We start from the raw sequence: 20213 nt of genomic DNA, 5'->3' as shown, positions 1-20213 counted from the left end.
AAGCGGGATTTGTTTTCCTGACTTCGTGAATTCAATGCTATAGTTGAAGCGTTTTTTAGATGAATTTGAACAAGTTGTGAGCAAATATGGGCAAGCTTCGTAAAATCGCGTCTCTTATTTTTATTACCATAATCATGGTGGGTTGCTCGTCTATCCCGGAGCAACCGACAAGTGTTGAATGGCAAACGCATCAAAGCCGCCTATTACAGATAGAAAACTACCAAGCTTCCGGTAAGCTTGCGTACATATCTCCCGAGCAGCGCCAAAGCCTCAATTTTGTTTGGAAGCACGCTCCAAACAAAAGCCAATTAAGACTCACCACCTTCCTTGGTCAGACCGCATTAAACCTGACGATTGATCCATCTGGCGCCAAAGTCGTCACTTATGATGACCAAATATTTACCCACGCAAGCGCCTCTATCTTGGTTGAACAACTTACAGGCTTGAAGATCCCAGTTGATCATCTGCCACAATGGTTCCTGGGCATTCCAGACCAAGCGGATAGCTACCAGCTAAATACAACGAATACCCTTGAGTCACTGACTAAGCAAGTCAGCAACCAACTATGGACTTTGAGTTTTGCAAACTATCGCAACACAGAGATGCCGAGTACGCTGCAATCTGGTGAAGACACAGCAAATGTAGAGACGATTCCGCTCCCTACTCGACTCTCTTTCAAGCAAGACCAAAACAAAATCAACATCGTAGTTTCGAAGTGGACACTGAAAAAATGATTACAACACCAACACACTGGCCTTCTCCAGCAAAGCTGAATCTATTTCTTTATATCACTGGCCGACGTGATAATGGTTACCACGAACTTCAAACGCTATTTCAGTTCGTTGACTTTGGTGATGAACTGACGGTTACCGCAAACTCAGAAACGAGTTCGATAACCATCACGCCAGAAATACCTGGCGTAGCGCTTGAAGACAACCTAATTTGGAAGGCCGCTACAGCACTTCAACAATACACCTCAACCTCTTTCGGTGCCGATATTGAGCTAAAGAAAGTGCTACCAATGGGGGGTGGTATTGGCGGAGGCTCTTCAAATGCTGCAACAGTGTTGGTTGCGCTTAATTACTTGTGGCAACTAAACCTTTCTGATGATCAACTTGCAGAGATCGGTCTGAAGCTTGGTGCAGATGTTCCAGTGTTTGTACGAGGCTATGCCGCCTTTGCTGAAGGCGTCGGTGAGCAGCTGTTGCCAGCTAATCCGGATGAAAAATGGTATCTCGTGGTTAAGCCTCAAGTGAGCATAGCAACTGTGGACATATTCACACATCCAGAATTAACCAGAAATACGCCAAAGCGAGCGCTATCAACGCTTCTAGAGCAAGAATACGTAAACGATTGCGAAAAAATTGTTCGAATGCTGTACCCAGAGGTTGATAAGCAACTTTCATGGCTGCTACAATACGCGCCGTCGAGATTGACTGGCACAGGTTCGTGCGTTTTTGCTGAATTTAGCAGCAAAAAAGAAGCCGAATTGGTGCTAGAAAAACTGCCTGACACCGTTTCCGCATTTGTAGCGAAAGGACGAAACATTTCTCCTTTGAAAGAAACGTTGGCTGAATACCACTCAGCCCACCCACAATCTATTTAAAACTGGACGCAACCCGAGGTTTCCACCGTGCCTGATATGAAGCTATTTGCTGGTAACGCAACACCTGAACTAGCCCAACGTATTGCTGATCGTCTATACATCTCTCTTGGCGATGCTACTGTAGACCGTTTTTCTGATGGCGAAGTCGCTGTTCAAATCAATGAAAACGTTCGTGGTAGCGATGTATTCCTGATTCAATCAACTTGTGCACCAACCAATGACAACCTAATGGAATTGGTGGTAATGATTGACGCAATGCGCCGCGCTTCTGCTGGCCGTATTACTGCTGTAATCCCTTACTTCGGTTATGCCCGTCAAGATCGTCGTGTACGTTCTGCACGTGTGCCAATTACTGCAAAAGTTGTTGCAGATTTCCTTTCTAACGTTGGCGTAGACCGCGTTCTTACTATCGACCTACACGCAGAGCAAATCCAAGGCTTCTTCGATGTACCAGTTGATAACATCTTCGGTACTCCAGTTCTTCTAGAAGACATGGCTAACCGTGGCCTAGAAAACCCAGTTGTGGTTTCTCCAGACCTTGGTGGTGTTGTACGTGCTCGTGCAACGGCTAAAGCGCTAGGTGACGTTGATATCGCTATCGTTGATAAGCGTCGTCCACGCGCTAACGTTTCTGAAGTAATGAACCTAATCGGTGATGTTGAAGGCCGCGACTGTGTTATCGTTGATGACATGATCGATACAGGTGGCACACTATGTAAAGCAGCTGAAGCGCTTAAAGAGCGCGGTGCTAAGCGTGTATTCGCTTACGCAACTCACGCTGTTTTCTCTGGTACTGCTGCGAACAACATCAAGAACTCTGTTCTAGACCAAGTTATCGTAACGGATTCTATCTCTCTATCTCCAGAGATGGCTGCGACAGGCAAAGTAACAACACTTAGCCTTTCTCGCATGCTTGCTGAAGCGATTCGTCGTATCAGCAACGAAGAATCAATCTCAGCGATGTTCAACTAATCAAGGCTATTTAGCTTTGTTTTAGAAACTCGTTAGAGAAATAAATTAAGCACTTCATTCAATGAAGTGCTTTTTTTATATCTGGTGACTGTTGTTTATCACAGCTCGGAATAATCATGGTGCCATCAGCTAGCTCGCACCTTTTTCATAAACTGTGATATCATACGGCGCTTTTTGAAATCCCAAGAGAGATCCATACCTTGAGCCAACAAATAAAACTTCTCGTTGGACTGGCTAATCCAGGTCCAGAATACGCCAAAACTCGCCACAATGCGGGTGCTTGGGTAGTTGAAGAATTAGCACGTGTACACAACGTAACACTGAAGAACGAACCAAAGTTCTTTGGCCTAACGGGTCGTATCATGGTTCATGGTGAAGATCTTCGTTTGCTGATCCCAACGACTTTTATGAACTTGTCAGGCAAAGCAGTTGCAGCTTTGGCAAAGTTCTACCAAATTAAACCAGAAGAGATCATGGTTGCTCATGATGAGTTAGACCTTCCTCCTGGTATTGGAAAGTTCAAAAAAGGTGGTGGTCATGGTGGACACAACGGTCTAAAAGACATCATCAGCAAACAGGGTAACAATAAAGAATTCTATCGTCTGAGATTAGGCATCGGCCATCCTGGACACAAAGATAAAGTTGCAGGTTATGTATTAGGCAAAGCTCCACAAAAAGAGCAAGGGTGTATCGAGGCCGTCGTTGACGAATCGGTTCGCAGCCTAGACATCTTATTAAAAGATGGCCTACCAAAAGCACAAAATCGCTTACATACGTTCAAAGCAGAATAAGGTTTATATCATGGGTTTTAAATGTGGCATCGTTGGCCTACCAAACGTTGGTAAGTCAACTCTGTTTAACGCACTGACTAAAGCAGGCATCGAAGCAGCAAACTTTCCATTTTGTACGATCGAACCAAACACAGGTATCGTTCCGGTTCCAGATCTACGCTTGGATGCATTAGCAAAAATTGTTAATCCACAAAAGATCCTTCCAACAACGATGGAATTCGTTGATATCGCTGGCCTAGTTGCTGGTGCATCTAAAGGTGAAGGTCTTGGTAACAAATTCCTAGCGAACATCCGTGAAACTGACGCGATCGGTCACGTTGTACGCTGCTTTGAAAACGAAAACATCGTTCACGTTTCTGGCAAAGTATCTCCAATCGAAGATATCGAAGTGATCAACCTTGAACTTGCACTGGCTGACTTAGACAGCTGTGAGCGTGCAATTCAACGTAATGCTAAGAAAGCAAAAGGCGGCGACAAAGACGCTAAATTCGAAATCACTGTACTAGAAAAGCTACTACCAGTTCTTACTGAAGGTGGTATGGCGCGTACTGTTGAACTAGCGAAAGAAGAAGCGGCAGCAATCGGCTACCTAAACTTCCTAACACTTAAGCCAACAATGTACATCGCAAACGTTGCTGAAGATGGTTTTGAAAACAACCCTTACCTAGACGCTGTTCGTGAATACGCTGAAAAAGAGAACAACGTTGTTGTTGCAGTATGTGCTGCTATCGAATCTGAGCTTTCTGAGCTTGACGACGAAGATCGTGAAGAGTTCCTAGCGGACATGGGTATCGAAGAACCAGGTCTAAACCGAGTGATCCGCTCTGGTTACGAACTACTTACTCTTCAAACTTACTTCACAGCGGGTGTTAAAGAAGTTCGCGCTTGGACAATTCCTGTAGGCGCAACAGCTCCACAAGCGGCTGGTAAGATCCACACTGACTTCGAAAAAGGCTTCATCCGAGCTGAAGTTGTTGGTTTTGATCACTTCATCGAATTTAACGGTGAGAGCGGTGCAAAAGACGCAGGTAAATGGCGTCTAGAAGGCAAAGAATACATCGTAAAAGATGGCGACGTTGTTCACTTCCGCTTCAACGTATAATTGCTGATTAAATATCGGTTAAAAGGCCAGTGAATTTCACTGGCCTTTTTGTTTTTACTCTATAGCAAGAGTTCGACATCAGAAAGTTAACTTCCTATATATATCGCCTTTTTGACCTGTTTTTTGCCGACAAATACGCCTCTTTGACTAAAAAGAAACCGAACAGATGTTTATTCGTGATTTATTCAAAAAAAAAGTTGACGGGTTTCACTCAACTACGCATAATGCGCCCCGTTCACAGCGAAGCGGCAACGTTTCAAAATGAGCAACAATTTGGAAATGGCTACTTAGCTCAGTTGGTTAGAGCACATCACTCATAATGATGGGGTCGCAGGTTCAAATCCCGCAGTAGCCACCATTTCCTAAGCACTCTATTCGTTATTAAACACTTGTTTTTAACTATACAGAGTTTTTAGGAAATAAAGCGGACGTGGCGGAATTGGTAGACGCACCAGATTTAGGTTCTGGCGCCGCAAGGTGTGAGAGTTCAAGTCTCTCCGTCCGCACCATATTGAGATGTCTTAATTGATATCATTGTTGGGCTATCGCCAAGCGGTAAGGCACCGGCTTTTGATGCCGGCATTCCCTGGTTCGAATCCAGGTAGCCCAGCCACAATTTAAAGTGTAATTATCTTTAAAAAGATAATGGCATTGAAAGCAAGATTATATTATATTGTCTCGCTCTCAGATGGCTACTTAGCTCAGTTGGTTAGAGCACATCACTCATAATGATGGGGTCGCAGGTTCAAATCCCGCAGTAGCCACCACTATTTCTTTGAAATAGAAAGACAACGTCCTATTGAATCACCAATGTTCAGTATGACTATAAAGATTTGCTGCGGTCGTGGCGGAATTGGTAGACGCACCAGATTTAGGTTCTGGCGCCGAGAGGTGTGAGAGTTCAAGTCTCTCCGACCGCACCATTATTTAGATGTCTTAATTGATGTCATTGTTGGGCTATCGCCAAGCGGTAAGGCACCGGCTTTTGATGCCGGCATTCCCTGGTTCGAATCCAGGTAGCCCAGCCACTATTTATAACTCCTTGCTAATAGCAATGAGCACAACGTTTATTGAGTCACCAATACTCAGTATAACTACAAAGATTTGCTGCGGTCGTGGCGGAATTGGTAGACGCACCAGATTTAGGTTCTGGCGCCGAGAGGGGTGAGAGTTCAAGTCTCTCCGACCGCACCATTATTTAGATGTCTTAATTGATGTCATTGTTGGGCTATCGCCAAGCGGTAAGGCACCGGCTTTTGATGCCGGCATTCCCTGGTTCGAATCCAGGTAGCCCAGCCACTATTTATAACTCCTTGCAAAAGCAAAGAGCACAANAAAGATTTGCTGCGGTCGTGGCGGAATTGGTAGACGCACCAGATTTAGGTTCTGGCGCCGAGAGGTGTGAGAGTTCAAGTCTCTCCGACCGCACCATTATTTAGATGTCTTAATTGATGTCATTGTTGGGCTATCGCCAAGCGGTAAGGCACCGGCTTTTGATGCCGGCATTCCCTGGTTCGAATCCAGGTAGCCCAGCCACTATTTATAACTCCTTGCTAATAGCAATGAGCACAACGTTTATTGAGTCACCAATACTCAGTATAACTACAAAGATTTGCTGCGGTCGTGGCGGAATTGGTAGACGCACCAGATTTAGGTTCTGGCGCCGAGAGGTGTGAGAGTTCAAGTCTCTCCGACCGCACCATTATTTAGATGTCTTAATTGATGTCATTGTTGGGCTATCGCCAAGCGGTAAGGCACCGGCTTTTGATGCCGGCATTCCCTGGTTCGAATCCAGGTAGCCCAGCCACTATTTATAACTCCTTGCTAATAGCAATGAGCACAACGTTTATTGAGTNTACAAAGATTTGCTGCGGTCGTGGCGGAATTGGTAGACGCACCAGATTTAGGTTCTGGCGCCGAGAGGTGTGAGAGTTCAAGTCTCTCCGACCGCACCATTATTTAGATGTCTTAATTGATGTCATTGTTGGGCTATCGCCAAGCGGTAAGGCACCGGCTTTTGATGCCGGCATTCCCTGGTTCGAATCCAGGTAGCCCAGCCACTATTTATAACTCCTTGCAAAAGCAAAGAGCACAACGTTTTATTGAGTCACCAATACTCAGTATAACTATAAAGATTTGTTGCGGTCGTGGCGGAATTGGTAGACGCACCAGATTTAGGTTCTGGCGCCGAGAGGTGTGAGAGTTCAAGTCTCTCCGACCGCACCATTATTTAGATGTCTTAATTGATATCATTGTTGGGCTATCGCCAAGCGGTAAGGCACCGGCTTTTGATGCCGGCATTCCCTGGTTCGAATCCAGGTAGCCCAGCCACTATTTATAACTCCTTGCAAAAGCAAAGAGCACAACGTTTTATTGAGTCACCAATACTCAGTATAACTATAAAGATTTGCTGCGGTCGTGGCGGAATTGGTAGACGCACCAGATTTAGGTTCTGGCGCCGAGAGGTGTGAGAGTTCAAGTCTCTCCGACCGCACCATTATTTCTCTTYCATTAGAGAACAAATAGTGAGTCTATTAGATTCATTATTGGCTACTTAGCTCAGTTGGTTAGAGCACATCACTCATAATGATGGGGTCGCAGGTTCAAATCCCGCAGTAGCCACCACTTATACAACGTCTTATTGAATCACCAATATTCAGTATGACTATAAAGATTTGCTGCGGTCGTGGCGGAATTGGTAGACGCACCAGATTTAGGTTCTGGCGCCGAGAGGTGTGAGAGTTCAAGTCTCTCCGACCGCACCATTATTTAGATATCTTAAATGATATCATTGTTGGGCTATCGCCAAGCGGTAAGGCACCGGCTTTTGATGCCGGCATTCCCTGGTTCGAATCCAGGTAGCCCAGCCACTATTTATAACTCCTTGCAAAAGCAAAGAGCACAACGTTTTATTGAGTCACCAATACTCAGTATAACTACAAAGATTTGCTGCGGTCGTGGCGGAATTGGTAGACGCACCAGATTTAGGTTCTGGCGCCGAGAGGTGTGAGAGTTCAAGTCTCTCCGACCGCACCATCATTAAATAGAACCCAGCTTTTTAGCTGGGTTTTGTTTTATCTGGAATATGTAAATCTGATAACCACGTCACCAAGTATTTCTCCCTATTTAATCACTTCATGACTTTTTTATAAGACAATGTCTGCTCCACTTTCCAATTGAGTATGACGCCTTATGAAAAACCTCACTTTAACGATCGGTTGCTACACAGACACTCCCAGTAAAAGCCAAGGCGTGAATCAGGCTCAGTTAGACTTGGAAAGCGGTAAACTATTACCTTTAGAGCTCGTTACAGAGTGTTCTAACCCATCTTTTGTTGTCGCGACAGAGCTTGGTATCTATACCGTGTCTGAAGTGGATCAACCAAAACAGCCTCAGCTGATTCATATACCCAATGTTGATTCCAAGATAACGTCTAACGCAAGTCTCATCTCCGGAGATCACCCCTGTCACATCGCGATAGATCCACACAATAAATTTGCTATCACGTCGCAATACTCATCAGGCACATTCGATATTTTTAGCTTAAGCATCAATGGCAGCATCGATAAACGACTCAAAACAATCAAGATGGTTGGCTCAGGCCCGAACAAAGAGAGGCAAACTGCGCCACACGCCCATCAATGTCTGTTCTTACAAAATTCGCCACAGTTTGTGACTGTCGATCTCGGAACCGATCGGATCAACTTCTATTGCTTTGATGAAGAGCAAGAAGAGTTCCTTGATGAGCCAATGCAGTCGATCAAAGTGCCAGCCGGCAATGGACCTCGCCATTTAATCTTTAACAAAGCAGAAGACAGAGCCTATGTGGTCTGTGAACTCTCTGAAACATTACTGATTTTGGAAAAGGTTTTAGGCATTTGGAATATAGTGGAAGAGGTTGATGCATTACCTAATATGGAAAAGGGAGAAGCCGCAGCAGCAATTAAGCTATCACCTGATGAGCAATTCCTCTACGTCTCTTGTCGACATCAATCGATGATCAGTTGCTTCAGAATCGAGCCCAAAACAAAAATGCCTATTTTTATTGATAGCTATAGTACCGAAGGCAATTTCCCTCGTGATTTTCATATTACTCATGATGGTGAATGGCTTATCGCCGCAAACCAGCACTCTAATAACATCACGTCCTTCAAGCGGAATAATGAAGACGGATCTCTGGTTTACACTGGCTACTCATTAGAACTAGATAAGCCCGTTTGTGTGACACAGCAGCGATAATCATCATCGAATACAAAAAAGGAGAGCATTCGCTCTCCTTCTCTTTTTAAACTGTCTGAAACACTCAATTAAAGGCCCAAGGCATACTTCAGTACTTGGGCTTTAATTGGCCCTGAGTTCTCTGCTAGCTTGAGTGCAGCATTACGCACAAACTTAAGTGGGCCAATATCATTGCTGAACGTCTTATAGAAGAAGTCCATACCGCTTTGCATCACTAGATTGTCACCTCTTCTCATCACCTCGTAACGTCTCGCTACAGAAGGGTTCAGCTCGCCTTTTTCTTTAGTTACATCCAATAGCGCTGCAACGTCTTTAAAGCCTAAATTTACACCCTGCCCTGCCAGTGGGTTGATCGTGTGCGCTGAGTCTCCAACCAGAATGCAGCTGTTCTTAAAATAAGATTGCGCATGACGTCGAGTAAGCGGGAACGAACCAGAGTTGAGTACTTTGATGTCTCCTAATTCCGCAGGGAAGTTAGCAAGCACTTCATTGCGAAGCTTGCCTGGGCTCATTGCCGACAGTTGCTTAATGCGAGATGGCGAGTCGTACCAAACTAAAGAGCCCAGCCCAACTTCCTGGTCTCCTGAATTAAAAGAGCACAAAGGGAGGAATGAACGTGGGCCGCTAGGCAAAAACTGTTGCCAAGTAATGTCTTGCTGAGGGAGCTCGGTTTCTACATTGATCAGCATGCAGTGCTGACGGTAGTCCCAAGCAGTAATACCAATACCAGCTTGCTGTCTAACTGCAGAGTTCGCACCATCGGCACCAACCACCCACTTCGCTGACAACTCGGTGCCAGATTGAAGCTTAACAATACTAGTTTCGCCAAATTCGATAGAGTCCAACTTTTCTGGACACAGCAGGTCTAAGTTGTCATAAGCATCAAACTGAGACCATAAGCCCAATTGAATGAGTCGGTTTTCAACAATATAGCCTAAGCGAGGCAAATCAAGTGACGCTGCATCAAATCGAGTACGACATTCTGGATGCTCCCACGTTTCTAGTCGCTTGTAAGAACACACTCGCATTGCTGCTATGTTCTGCCATGCGCCAAGATCGTCAAGTAAATCGACTGACGCCTGAGAAATCGCTGATACTCGAATGTCCATCGCTTGCGACTCATCAAATGCTTGGGGCGCAAAACCTTCGATCACAGCCACCTGCATTCCTTGCTTAGCAAAACCAATCGCTGTTGCCGCACCAACCATGCCGCCACCAACGACCACAATATCGTAACTGTTCATATTTTGTACTTATCAGTTTGATTCTTTGACTGTTTTTGATTGTACGTTTTCACAACGAATTTGTAACCAAAAACCTTATTTGAAAAATGGGTTACCCCTTGCTACATCTAGTGTTAACGAGAATAAAAACCACTTCCGAAGAGATTTTATCAGACTACTAGTCAGTCGGTTTTGAAACCAGTACAATACGCCGCTTGCCGCTAGGGTGATACATAAAATGAATACCTAATTATGGCCATCGACTCTTGCGGATAGATACCGGGCGATTTGCTCCCTTAAATTAAACTAACGATCGAGCGAACAAAAAATGAGTAAGAAACTGCTAATTAAAACTTGGGGCTGTCAGATGAACGAATACGATTCATCAAAAATGGCTGACCTGCTAAATGCCGCAAATGGCTATGAGCTAACTGAAGTACCTGAGGAAGCAGATGTACTACTACTGAATACTTGTTCTATCCGTGAAAAAGCGCAAGAAAAAGTATTCCACCAGCTTGGTCGTTGGAAAACGCTAAAAGATAAAAAAGAAGGTGTGGTAATCGGTGTGGGTGGCTGTGTAGCGACTCAAGAAGGCGACCACATCCGTCAACGTGCACCATACGTAGACGTTATCTTTGGCCCTCAAACACTGCACCGTCTTCCTGAGATGATCAAGTCTTCTCTATCTAACGAAGCGCCAGTGATGGACATCTCTTTCCCTGAAATCGAAAAGTTCGATAGCCTACCAGAGCCTCGTGCTGAAGGTGCAACGGCATTCGTTTCTATCATGGAAGGCTGTTCTAAGTACTGTACTTACTGCGTGGTACCTTACACTCGTGGTGAAGAAGTTAGCCGTCCAATGGACGATGTACTGTTCGAAGTTGCTCAACTTGCAGAGCAAGGTGTACGTGAAGTTAACCTACTAGGTCAAAACGTAAACGCATACCGTGGTCCAACTCACGAAGGTGATATCTGCACATTTGCAGAACTGCTTCGTCTTGTGGCTTCTATCGATGGTATCGACCGTATTCGTTTCACCACAAGCCACCCGCTTGAGTTTGGTGATGACATCATCGCAGTATACGAAGATACACCTGAACTTGTGAGCTTCCTCCACCTACCAGTACAAAGTGGTAGTGACCGTATCCTTACGATGATGAAGCGTCCTCACACAGCTATCGAGTACAAGTCGATTATTCGTAAGCTTCGTAAAGCACGTCCTGACATTCAAATCAGTTCTGACTTTATCGTTGGTTTCCCTGGTGAATCTAACCAAGATTTCCAAGACACGATGAAACTGATCAAAGACGTTGATTTCGATATGAGCTTCAGCTTTATCTTCTCTCCTCGTCCGGGTACACCTGCTGCAGACTACCCATGTGACGTGCCTGAGCAAGAGAAGAAAGATCGCCTATACGAACTACAACAAACCGTAAACTCACAAGCAATGCGCTACTCTCGCTTAATGCTTGGTACTGAGCAACGTGTACTGGTTGAAGGTCCGTCGAAGAAGAACCTAATGGAACTTCGCGCACGTACAGAGAACAACCGTGTTGTTAACTTCGAAGGTAACGCCGATCTAATCGGTCAATTTGTTGATGTGAAGATCACTGACGTATTCGCAAACTCTCTACGTGGTGAGTTGGTTCGTACAGAGAAGGATATGGACCTACGTAGCCTCATCTCTCCAACACAGATGATGGCTAACACAAAACGTGAAGATGAACTGGGTGTGGCAACATTTACGCCATAAGCAAAACATCTAGGTTCAGCAAAAAGCTGACCAACAAAGCTTGAAATTACCTAACTAAGTGACCATCTTAGAAATAGGGAAATCGCCACTAGAAGCCCGGTCCCAATCGGGCTTCTTGCTCTTTGTTTGTTGAAAAGAGTGGGTGGCACAAAATGAGAGGCTAATTTGAGCAATAAAATCGTTACCCTAGAAATCAATCTAGAACCCGCAGATAACCATCGCCTTGCAAGCCTTTGTGGCCCATTCGATGACAACATCAAACACCTTGAGCGCCGTTTAGGTGTCGAGATTAACTACCGCAGCAACTTCTTCACTATTGTTGGTAAGCCTCATACGGCTGCTGCTGCACTCGATATTGTTAAGCGCCTGTATGTTGAATCTGCTCCGGTCAAAGGCACGATTCCAGATATCGAGCCAGAACAAATTCACCTGGCTATCAAAGAGTCTGGTGTTCTAGAACAGAATGTAGAGTTTGATATTGAACACGGTAAAGAAGTGTTCATTAAGACCAAAAAAGGCGTGATTAAGCCGCGCACACCAAACCAAGCCCAATACCTAATGAACATGGTGACGCATGACATCACCTTTGGTATTGGTCCTGCTGGTACGGGTAAAACATATTTAGCTGTCGCAGCTGCCGTAGACGCATTAGAGCGCCAAGAGATCCGTCGTATTCTATTGACGCGCCCTGCAGTTGAAGCGGGTGAGAAATTAGGTTTCCTGCCTGGTGATTTAAGCCAAAAAGTAGATCCGTACTTGCGACCTCTTTACGATGCACTTTTTGAAATGCTGGGCTTTGAACGTGTTGAGAAGCTGATTGAGCGTAACGTGATTGAGGTTGCACCTCTTGCGTACATGCGTGGTCGTACACTGAACGATGCCTTCATCATTCTTGATGAGAGCCAAAACACGACTGTTGAACAGATGAAGATGTTCCTAACTCGTATTGGCTTCAACTCTCGCGCGGTAATCACAGGTGATATCACTCAAATCGATTTACCTCGTGGTGCAAAATCTGGCTTGCGTCATGCGACCGAAGTTCTAAGTGAAGTCGATGACATCAGCTTTAACTTCTTTATGTCGGAAGACGTAGTTCGCCACCCTGTGGTTGCTCGTATTGTTAATGCTTACGAGAAATGGGAAGCGAAAGACCAAAAAGAGCGTAAAGAGTTTGAGAAACGTAAACGTGAAGAGCGTGAAGCAAAACTTCTTGAGACTCAGCAAGCGGTTACGACACAATTAGCAACACAAAATAGTTCTGTGATTGCAGAACAAGGTGATAAATAGATGTCTATTGAACTAGACCTACAATTAGCGGTCGAAAATGAGCAAGGTCTTCCAACAGAGCAGGACATTCAGCTTTGGTTGGACAAGACTATACCTCAGTTTCAAAAGAGCGCTGAGCTTACTATCCGTATCGTAGATACAGAAGAAAGCCACCAGCTAAATCATGAATATCGTGGTAAAGACAAGCCAACTAACGTGCTATCTTTTCCATTCGAGGCTCCTCCTGGGATCGAGTTAGATCTTCTAGGTGACCTCATTATCTGTCGCCAAGTTGTCGAAAAAGAAGCAGAAGAGCAAAATAAGCCTCTGCTAGCACACTGGGCTCATATGGTTGTACATGGCAGTCTGCATCTGCTAGGTTATGATCATATCGAAGATGATGAAGCTGAAGAGATGGAGTCACTCGAGACAGAAATCATGCAAGCTATGGGGTTTGAAGACCCATATATTCTAGAAAAGTAAATCGATTCTAGTTAAGTAGATTGCAGAGAAACAATAACTCATCGAACCTGTATTATTCAGGAATCTGAGTTGCGATGTGTGCTATCACACTTCTGATAGCGTTATTTTTTGAGAAATCATGAACGAAGGTAACCCCCCCACTTCTGAGGGAAGTAAAAAATCTGAAGGTCCGAGTAGAAAGTCCTTCTTTGAACGCCTAGGCCAACTATTTCAAGGCGAGGTAAAAGACCGCCAAGAGCTCGTAGATGTAATCCGCGACTCAGAAATTAATGACCTAATTGACCACGACACTCGCGACATGCTCGAAGGTGTTATGGAAATTTCAGAGATGCGAGTACGCGATATCATGCTGCCTCGCTCTCAAATGGTTACAGTAGAACGCACCGATGATTTAGATACATTGATTGCGTTGATTACTGATGCTCAACACTCTCGCTACCCAGTGATCAGTGAAGATAAAGACCATGTTGAAGGCATTCTATTAGCGAAGGACCTACTTAAGTACCTGGGTTCAGACAGTGCCCCATTTGATATCGAACAAGTGATTCGCCCTGCGGTTGTTGTTCCTGAAAGTAAGCGTGTTGATCGCCTGCTTAAGGAGTTCCGTGAAGAGCGTTACCACATGTCTATCGTTGTAGATGAGTTTGGCGGTGTCTCTGGCCTAGTAACCATTGAAGATATCCTCGAAGAAATCGTTGGTGAAATTGAAGACGAGTTCGACGATGAAGAAGAGTTAGATATCCGCAAGCTGAGCAAGCATACCTTCTCTGTTAAAGCTTTAACCACCATTGAAGAGTTCAACAACACGTTTGATACTGCTTTCAGTGACGATGAAGTGGATACAGTAGGCGGCATGGTTATGACAGCACTCGGTCATCTGCCAGTTCGTGGCGAAATTGTAGAAATCGAAAACTACCATTTCAAAATAACATCAGCAGATAATCGTCGCGTGATTCAGCTGCAGGTAACCATTCCTGACGAGCAGCCTCTTCCGACTATCGAAGAATAACCACTTCTCTCTAAAGAGATGACAGAAATTAGATGACTAAGACTTTTATTCATCGCCTATTACGGCCGCTTGCGGCCGTTTTTGTTGGCGCTATAACCACCCTCTCGTTCGCTCCATATTCAATATGGCCTCTTGCTATTCTCAGCCCAGCTTTATTACTGCTATTGATCCACAATCGCTCCCCTAAGAATGCGCTTTGGATTGGTTATGCATGGGGCCTAGGTCAGTTCACCACAGGAATCAGCTGGGTATACGTCAGTATTGACGGCTTTGGCGGTATGCCATTAGCAGCCAACCTATTTTTGATGGCACTCCTTGTTGGCTACCTAGCTGTTTATTCAGGTCTATTTACCTGGAGTTTGAACAAGTTCTTCCCCGCTAATAATTTAAGCCGATTCTTCCTAGCCGCTCCGGCACTGTGGTTAATCAGTGATTGGCTACGCGGTTGGGTAATGACAGGCTTCCCGTGGCTATGGTTAGGCTATAGCCAAATCGACTCTCCACTGGGCTCTTTCGCACCAATTGGTGGTGTGGAGTTAGTGACTCTTGCCATTATCATTTCAGCATCCGCGTTTGCTTATGCTGTTATCAATAGAGCCTGGAGCATCGCTGTCATCCCTGCTGTTGTATTTAGTACTGGCTTTGGTATTCGAAATATCGATTGGGTAACGCCGAATCCTGAAAAAACAACCTCAGTGGTATTGATTCAAGGCAACGTCGACCAAGACAGCAAATGGCTGCCAAGTCACCGCTGGCCGACCATGATGAAATACACAGACCTCAGCCGAGAAAACTGGGATGCCGATATCATCATCTGGCCAGAGGCCGCGATCCCTGCTTTTGAAGTCGAGATACCCTCTTTTCTGCGTAACTTAGACAGCGCAGCTAAGATGAACAACAGTTCCATCATCACAGGTGTACTGAACCAGTCTGAGGATAAGAAATACTACAACAGTATTCTTTCTCTGGGTGTAAACCCGTACGGTGAATACAGCTACGACCCAGATGAACGCTACCATAAACATCACCTATTACCATTTGGTGAGTTTGTGCCGTTTGAAGACATATTGCGTCCATTAGCACCGTTCTTTAACTTGCCAATGTCTTCGTTCAGTCGTGGCGATTTCATCCAGCCAAATATTGTTGCTAACGGTCGTCATCTAGCGCCCGCTCTGTGTTATGAGATCATCTTTAATGATCAAGTAAGACAGAATGTGACGGACGATACGGACTTTATTCTAACGCTCTCTAACGATGCGTGGTTTGGCCGTTCAATTGGCCCACTACAACATATGGAAATCGCGCAAATGCGTGCCCTAGAGCTTGGTAAGCCGCTTATTCGCTCGACTAACAACGGTGTGACAGCGGTGACGGACTACAAAGGCAATATCATCAAGCAAATACCTCAGTTTGAAACGGCAGTACTAAAAGCTGAGCTTGTTTCAACAGATGGCCAAACTCCTTACCGCGTGGTCGGTACTTGGCCATTGTATATTTGGGTACTACTAAGCTTGGTAATTTGTTGGGTTATGAGAAAACCAAAGAGCTAAGTTCAAGATTGGACGTAAAGTAATTTGTAGGGTTGGCCGTTTGGTCAACCCTTTTTGTTTATGTCGTATTTGGGGAGGTTTACGGTTTCAGTGCTTTGCGACTAAATCCTTTCGAGCCACACTTAATACACGGGATGATGGTCGTTGGATGATTATATTCGGTTTGATGACCACACTCATCACAGACAAGCGTACCCAAGCCAATCACTTCGCCAGCTTGATACAAGCCTTGGTGCTCTAGATCTTTGAACAGCTCGACCCACTCGACTTTAGTGCGATCGGTAATATCGAGAAGCCCCTGCCAAATAGAGTCTGCAATCATCAGATAAAATGGGCCGCTTTTGCTCTCTTCGTAGCTCTCAGAAAACTCTTTCAAGTCTGACTTCACATAGGCCGAGATCAGCGATAGCTCATCTTTGGTCATGTCATTGGCGGCTTTCGCATATTTGCCTGATGTTTCGATTTTGTTGTTGAGCTCTTCAGGACTATGCTTCAGCGTTTCGATAACCTCTTCAACCACTTCTTCATAGAGTGCTTTTTTCTTCGGCATAACAACCTCCTTAAGATAACCAACGTTATAGTGAGTAAACGAAGCGCTGCTATGCACTCTCGCTTACAAACAAATGCAATTCATACGCTTAAGTATAGTTGCCCTGCGAAATTCAGTGAAAATTACGCCATCTACAAGTCAGCAACTGCAAGTATGAAGGGTATAACTATTGTTGTACTAAGCTCCTTTAGGTATTCTATGACGATCTGTAAGATTCTGTTCTAACCGAACTCACAAATTCCAAGATAACCGGATACCATCGATGCAAGAACAATATAACCCGCAAGAGATTGAACAAAAGGTTCAACAACACTGGGATAACAGCGAAACTTTCGTTGTAAGTGAAGACCCAAACAAAGAAAAATTCTACTGTCTTTCTATGTTCCCGTACCCAAGTGGCCGACTGCACATGGGTCACGTGCGTAACTACACCATCGGTGATGTGGTATCTCGTTTCCAACGTCTACAAGGCAAAAACGTAATGCAACCAATCGGTTGGGATGCATTCGGCCTACCTGCAGAAAACGCAGCTGTAAAAAACAACACAGCGCCTGCGCCATGGACTTACGAAAACATCGAATACATGAAAAACCAGCTTAAGCTTCTTGGCTTTGGTTACGACTGGAATCGTGAATTCGCAACATGTACGCCAGAATACTACCGCTGGGAACAAGAGTTCTTCACTAAGCTTTACGAAAAAGGCCTAGTGTACAAGAAGACCTCTTCCGTTAACTGGTGTCCAAACGACCAAACTGTACTTGCAAATGAGCAAGTAGAAGATGGTTGCTGCTGGCGTTGTGATACTCCAGTAGAGCAAAAGAAAATTCCACAGTGGTTCATTAAGATCACTGAATACGCTCAAGAGCTACTAGATGACCTAGACAACCTTGACGGTTGGCCTGAAATGGTTAAAACCATGCAGCGCAACTGGATCGGTCGCTCTGAAGGTGTTGAGCTGTCTTTCGCTGTTAACGGTGAAGAAGCGCCACTAGAAGTTTACACAACTCGTCCTGATACGCTAATGGGTGTGTCTTACGTTGGTATCGCTGCAGGTCACCCTCTTGCAGAGAAAGCGTCTAAGAACAACCCTGAGCTTGCAGCATTCGTTGAAGAGTGTCGCAACACCAAAGTTGCTGAAGCTGAACTAGCAACGATGGAAAAGAAAGGTATGGATACTGGCCTAACGGCTATCCACCCTCTTAACGGTCGTGTTGTTCCTGTATACGTAGCAAACTTCGTACTTATGGATTACGGCACAGGCGCGGTAATGGCGGTTCCAGCTCACGATCAGCGTGACTACGAGTTCGCAACTAAGTACGGCATCGACATCATTCCAGTAATCAAGCCAGAAGATGGTTCTGAGCTAGATGTATCTGAAGCAGCTTACACTGAGAAAGGCGTGCTGTTCGACTCTGGTGAGTTCGATGGTCTTGCTTTCCAAGAAGCATTCGACGCAATTGCTGCGAAGCTAGAAGTGGAAGGCAAAGGTAAGAAAACAGTAAACTTCCGTCTACGTGACTGGGGTGTATCTCGTCAACGTTACTGGGGTGCGCCAATCCCAATGGTAACGACTGAAGATGGTGAAGTTCACCCAGTACCAGCAGACCAGCTACCAGTGATTCTTCCTGAAGATGTGGTAATGGATGGTGTGACTAGCCCAATCAAGGCTGACAAGTCTTGGGCAGAAACAACATTCAACGGCGAACCTGCTCTACGTGAAACAGACACGTTCGATACGTTCATGGAGTCTTCTTGGTACTACGCTCGTTACTGTTCACCACAAGCTGACGATATCCTAGATCCAGAAAAAGCGAACTACTGGCTACCAGTAGACCAGTACATCGGTGGTATCGAGCACGCTTGTATGCACCTACTGTACTCTCGTTTCTTCCACAAACTGCTACGTGACGCTGGTTACGTAACGTCTGACGAACCATTCAAGCAGCTACTATGTCAAGGCATGGTACTAGCAGATGCGTTCTACCACGAGAACGAGAAAGRCACTAAAGAGTGGGTTGCTCCTACTGATGTTGCTGTAGAGCGTGACGGTAAAGGCCGTATCACTTCTGCGAAAGACAACCAAGGCCGTGACGTTGCTCACTCAGGCATGATCAAGATGTCTAAGTCGAAAAACAACGGTATCGATCCACAAGAGATGGTAGACAAGTACGGCGCTGACACAGTGCGTCTATTCATGATGTTTGCATCACCTGCAGATATGACACTTGAGTGGCAAGAATCTGGTGTTGAAGGTGCAAACCGCTTCCTTAAACGTGTTTGGAAACTGGTTCACGCTCACTCTTCTAAGGGCGCAGCTGAATCTGTTGACGTTGCAGCACTTTCTGGTGACCAAAAAGCGCTTCGTCGTGATGTTCACAAGACTATCTCGAAAGTAACGGACGATATCGGCCGTCGTCAAACGTTCAACACAGCGATCGCTGCGATCATGGAACTGATGAACAAGCTAGCGAAAGCACCTCAAGAATCAGCACAAGATCGTGCAATCCTTGACGAAGCACTGAAAGCAGTAGTTCGCATGCTTTACCCAATGACTCCTCACATCTCTTACGAAATGTGGATTGCTCTTGGTGAATCAGATGTTGACTCAGCAACATGGCCAACATTTGACGAGAAAGCACTGGTTGAAGACGAGAAGACTATCGTTGTTATGATCAACGGTAAACTGCGTGCGAAGCTAACTGTGGCAGCTGATGCAACAGAAGAGCAGGTTCGTGAGCTTGGTCTGAACGATGAGAACGCGAAGAAGTTCCTAGATGGCTTAACGATCCGTAAAGTTATCTTCGTACCTGGTAAGCTTCTAAACATCGTTGCTAACTAATCTTTATAGACTAAAACGAACTTAATTCGTTTTTTGCAGTCTCTAGACAGGGTAATGACATTACCCTGTCTACTTATTTAAACGCTTTACTTTCAGTGATTAACCTCACTTCAACAAGCTAAAGCCTTTAAATAAGTATTCTACCTTCATGAGAGCCATCAAATAATGCGCCTGATTTCACTATCTTCATTGAAAGTTACTATTGTTGTTCTAACCGTTAGCCTACTTAGTGCCTGTGGTTTTCACCTGCGTGGTGACTACTCGGTACCGGAGGAACTCAATAAGATCTCGGTAACCAGTTACGACCAATACAGTACGTTCACACGTATGATGAAGAGCCAGCTTCGTATGAGTGATGTAGAAATTGTGCCACCTGCAGAAAATACCCCTAACCTGCATATCATTAGTGAAGGCGTTGGTGAGCGTACACTTTCTTTGTATCAGAATACTCGCGCTGCTGAAATTGAGCTGACATTTAACGCTTCATATCGAGTAACTATCCCAGATCTTGGCTCTAAGACATTTGCGACTAGCGTAACTCGAAGCTACCTAGATAACCCGTTAACGGCTCTTGCAAAGTCGGTTGAACGCGACATGATCGAAGACGAAATGCGCAAGCTAGCAACTAGCCAAATCCTTCGCCAGATGGCTCGCCTAAAAGCCAACATCGCCGCAGACAGCATGGACCTTGAAGCGCTAGAACACATTCAAGTTAAAGAACTTGAGAAGCAATACAACATCAAGAATGTTGAGATTGACGACGTTGAAATTGATCCAAGTACAGAAGAACAGCCAGAGCTCAGCGAATCTGCTCAATAATAGGTTTATTT

At 45.1% G+C, this 20213-nt stretch carries 15 protein-coding genes and 21 tRNA genes; 34 read left to right on the top strand and 2 right to left on the bottom strand.

Features of this window, described 5'->3' with window-relative positions; genetic code table 11:
* Positions 1–86 precede the first annotated feature (86 nt).
* The 27 genes from lolB to L1D55_RS04845 all read left to right on the top strand — a co-directional run bounded on the left by lolB (position 87) and on the right by L1D55_RS04845 (position 8710).
* A complete protein-coding gene (gene lolB, locus L1D55_RS04975) occupies positions 87–734 on the top strand; it encodes a lipoprotein insertase outer membrane protein LolB (RefSeq protein ID WP_239916692.1) in 648 nt (215 codons plus the stop codon).
* Complete coding sequence (gene ispE, locus L1D55_RS04970) at positions 731–1606, top strand: 4-(cytidine 5'-diphospho)-2-C-methyl-D-erythritol kinase (protein ID WP_239916691.1); 876 nt, start codon at positions 731–733, stop codon at positions 1604–1606. Before lolB ends, ispE begins: the two co-directional genes overlap by 4 nt.
* Positions 1607–1633: 27 nt before the next feature.
* Positions 1634–2578 (top strand): ribose-phosphate pyrophosphokinase, encoded by a 945-nt coding sequence (locus L1D55_RS04965; protein ID WP_004739814.1) that lies wholly within the window; start codon positions 1634–1636, stop codon positions 2576–2578.
* 200 nt (positions 2579–2778) lie between these two features.
* Complete coding sequence (gene pth / locus L1D55_RS04960) at positions 2779–3369, top strand: aminoacyl-tRNA hydrolase (protein ID WP_239916690.1); 591 nt, start codon at positions 2779–2781, stop codon at positions 3367–3369.
* A gap of 10 nt (positions 3370–3379) precedes the next feature.
* Positions 3380–4471: a redox-regulated ATPase YchF gene (gene ychF / locus L1D55_RS04955; protein WP_061034150.1), complete on the top strand. Its 1092-nt coding sequence runs from the start codon at positions 3380–3382 to the stop codon at positions 4469–4471.
* Positions 4472–4752: 281 nt separating this feature from the next.
* Positions 4753–4829: transfer RNA gene (locus L1D55_RS04950), tRNA-Met, on the top strand.
* Between the two features lie 66 nt (positions 4830–4895).
* Positions 4896–4980 (top strand) — tRNA-Leu (locus L1D55_RS04945).
* A gap of 29 nt (positions 4981–5009) precedes the next feature.
* Positions 5010–5084: transfer RNA gene (locus tag L1D55_RS04940), tRNA-Gln, on the top strand.
* A 77-nt stretch (positions 5085–5161) separates the two neighbouring features.
* Positions 5162–5238, top strand: a tRNA-Met gene (locus L1D55_RS04935).
* Positions 5239–5309: 71 nt separating this feature from the next.
* A tRNA-Leu gene (locus L1D55_RS04930) sits at positions 5310–5394 on the top strand.
* A 30-nt stretch (positions 5395–5424) separates the two neighbouring features.
* Positions 5425–5499, top strand: a tRNA-Gln gene (locus L1D55_RS04925).
* A gap of 81 nt (positions 5500–5580) precedes the next feature.
* Positions 5581–5665: transfer RNA gene (locus tag L1D55_RS04920), tRNA-Leu, on the top strand.
* A 30-nt stretch (positions 5666–5695) separates the two neighbouring features.
* Positions 5696–5770: transfer RNA gene (locus tag L1D55_RS04915), tRNA-Gln, on the top strand.
* 47 nt (positions 5771–5817) lie between these two features.
* Positions 5818–5902 (top strand) — tRNA-Leu (locus L1D55_RS04910).
* 30 nt (positions 5903–5932) lie between these two features.
* Positions 5933–6007, top strand: a tRNA-Gln gene (locus L1D55_RS04905).
* Between the two features lie 81 nt (positions 6008–6088).
* Positions 6089–6173 (top strand) — tRNA-Leu (locus L1D55_RS04900).
* A gap of 30 nt (positions 6174–6203) precedes the next feature.
* A tRNA-Gln gene (locus L1D55_RS04895) sits at positions 6204–6278 on the top strand.
* Positions 6279–6341: 63 nt separating this feature from the next.
* A tRNA-Leu gene (locus L1D55_RS04890) sits at positions 6342–6426 on the top strand.
* A 30-nt stretch (positions 6427–6456) separates the two neighbouring features.
* Positions 6457–6531 (top strand) — tRNA-Gln (locus L1D55_RS04885).
* A gap of 81 nt (positions 6532–6612) precedes the next feature.
* Positions 6613–6697 (top strand) — tRNA-Leu (locus tag L1D55_RS04880).
* A 30-nt stretch (positions 6698–6727) separates the two neighbouring features.
* Positions 6728–6802: transfer RNA gene (locus L1D55_RS04875), tRNA-Gln, on the top strand.
* Between the two features lie 81 nt (positions 6803–6883).
* Positions 6884–6968, top strand: a tRNA-Leu gene (locus L1D55_RS04870).
* 51 nt (positions 6969–7019) lie between these two features.
* Positions 7020–7096, top strand: a tRNA-Met gene (locus tag L1D55_RS04865).
* 55 nt (positions 7097–7151) lie between these two features.
* Positions 7152–7236: transfer RNA gene (locus tag L1D55_RS04860), tRNA-Leu, on the top strand.
* 30 nt (positions 7237–7266) lie between these two features.
* Positions 7267–7341 (top strand) — tRNA-Gln (locus tag L1D55_RS04855).
* Between the two features lie 81 nt (positions 7342–7422).
* Positions 7423–7507: transfer RNA gene (locus tag L1D55_RS04850), tRNA-Leu, on the top strand.
* A 156-nt stretch (positions 7508–7663) separates the two neighbouring features.
* Positions 7664–8710, top strand: coding sequence for a lactonase family protein (locus L1D55_RS04845; protein WP_239916689.1), 1047 nt, complete (start codon positions 7664–7666; stop codon positions 8708–8710).
* Between the two features lie 68 nt (positions 8711–8778).
* On the opposite strand, the gene L1D55_RS04840 is transcribed toward L1D55_RS04845, so the two are convergent.
* Complete coding sequence (locus L1D55_RS04840) at positions 8779–9954, bottom strand: 2-octaprenyl-3-methyl-6-methoxy-1,4-benzoquinol hydroxylase (RefSeq protein WP_239916688.1); 1176 nt, start codon at positions 9952–9954, stop codon at positions 8779–8781.
* A gap of 307 nt (positions 9955–10261) precedes the next feature.
* Here L1D55_RS04840 and miaB point away from each other — a divergent pair, with 307 nt between their 5' ends.
* The 5 genes from miaB (at position 10262) to lnt (ending at position 15994) form a co-directional block, all read left to right on the top strand.
* The gene (miaB, locus tag L1D55_RS04835) at positions 10262–11686 is read left to right on the top strand and encodes a tRNA (N6-isopentenyl adenosine(37)-C2)-methylthiotransferase MiaB (RefSeq protein ID WP_239916687.1); all 1425 of its coding nucleotides are present in this window, start codon (positions 10262–10264) and stop codon (positions 11684–11686) included.
* 165 nt (positions 11687–11851) lie between these two features.
* Positions 11852–12973 carry a PhoH family protein gene (locus L1D55_RS04830; protein ID WP_239916686.1) on the top strand — a complete coding sequence of 374 codons (1122 nt, stop codon included), beginning with the start codon at positions 11852–11854 and terminating at the stop codon, positions 12971–12973.
* Positions 12974–13435 (top strand): rRNA maturation RNase YbeY, encoded by a 462-nt coding sequence (gene ybeY, locus L1D55_RS04825; protein WP_061033215.1) that lies wholly within the window; start codon positions 12974–12976, stop codon positions 13433–13435.
* Positions 13436–13553: 118 nt separating this feature from the next.
* Positions 13554–14444: a CNNM family magnesium/cobalt transport protein CorC gene (gene corC / locus L1D55_RS04820; protein WP_004737645.1), complete on the top strand. Its 891-nt coding sequence runs from the start codon at positions 13554–13556 to the stop codon at positions 14442–14444.
* Between the two features lie 32 nt (positions 14445–14476).
* Positions 14477–15994: an apolipoprotein N-acyltransferase gene (lnt, locus tag L1D55_RS04815; protein WP_239916685.1), complete on the top strand. Its 1518-nt coding sequence runs from the start codon at positions 14477–14479 to the stop codon at positions 15992–15994.
* Positions 15995–16073: 79 nt separating this feature from the next.
* On the opposite strand, the gene L1D55_RS04810 is transcribed toward lnt, so the two are convergent.
* Positions 16074–16544 (bottom strand): zinc ribbon-containing protein, encoded by a 471-nt coding sequence (locus tag L1D55_RS04810; RefSeq protein WP_239916684.1) that lies wholly within the window; start codon positions 16542–16544, stop codon positions 16074–16076.
* A 262-nt stretch (positions 16545–16806) separates the two neighbouring features.
* On the opposite strand from L1D55_RS04810, the gene leuS reads away from it, so the two are divergent.
* Together leuS and lptE are read left to right on the top strand one after the other, a co-directional pair.
* Complete coding sequence (gene leuS / locus L1D55_RS04805; RefSeq protein WP_239916683.1) at positions 16807–19383, top strand: leucine--tRNA ligase; 2577 nt, start codon at positions 16807–16809, stop codon at positions 19381–19383.
* 165 nt (positions 19384–19548) lie between these two features.
* Positions 19549–20202, top strand: a complete 654-nt coding sequence (gene lptE / locus L1D55_RS04800; RefSeq protein ID WP_239916682.1) for an LPS assembly lipoprotein LptE — start codon at positions 19549–19551, stop codon at positions 20200–20202.
* Positions 20203–20213: the final 11 nt, after the last annotated feature.

Origin of the sequence: Vibrio sp. Isolate22 (genome assembly GCF_022398115.1) — a bacterium.
GTDB lineage: Bacteria > Pseudomonadota > Gammaproteobacteria > Enterobacterales > Vibrionaceae > Vibrio.
The sequence above is the reverse complement of the archived record's forward strand: the minus strand, read 5'-3'. Positions and strand labels throughout refer to the sequence as shown.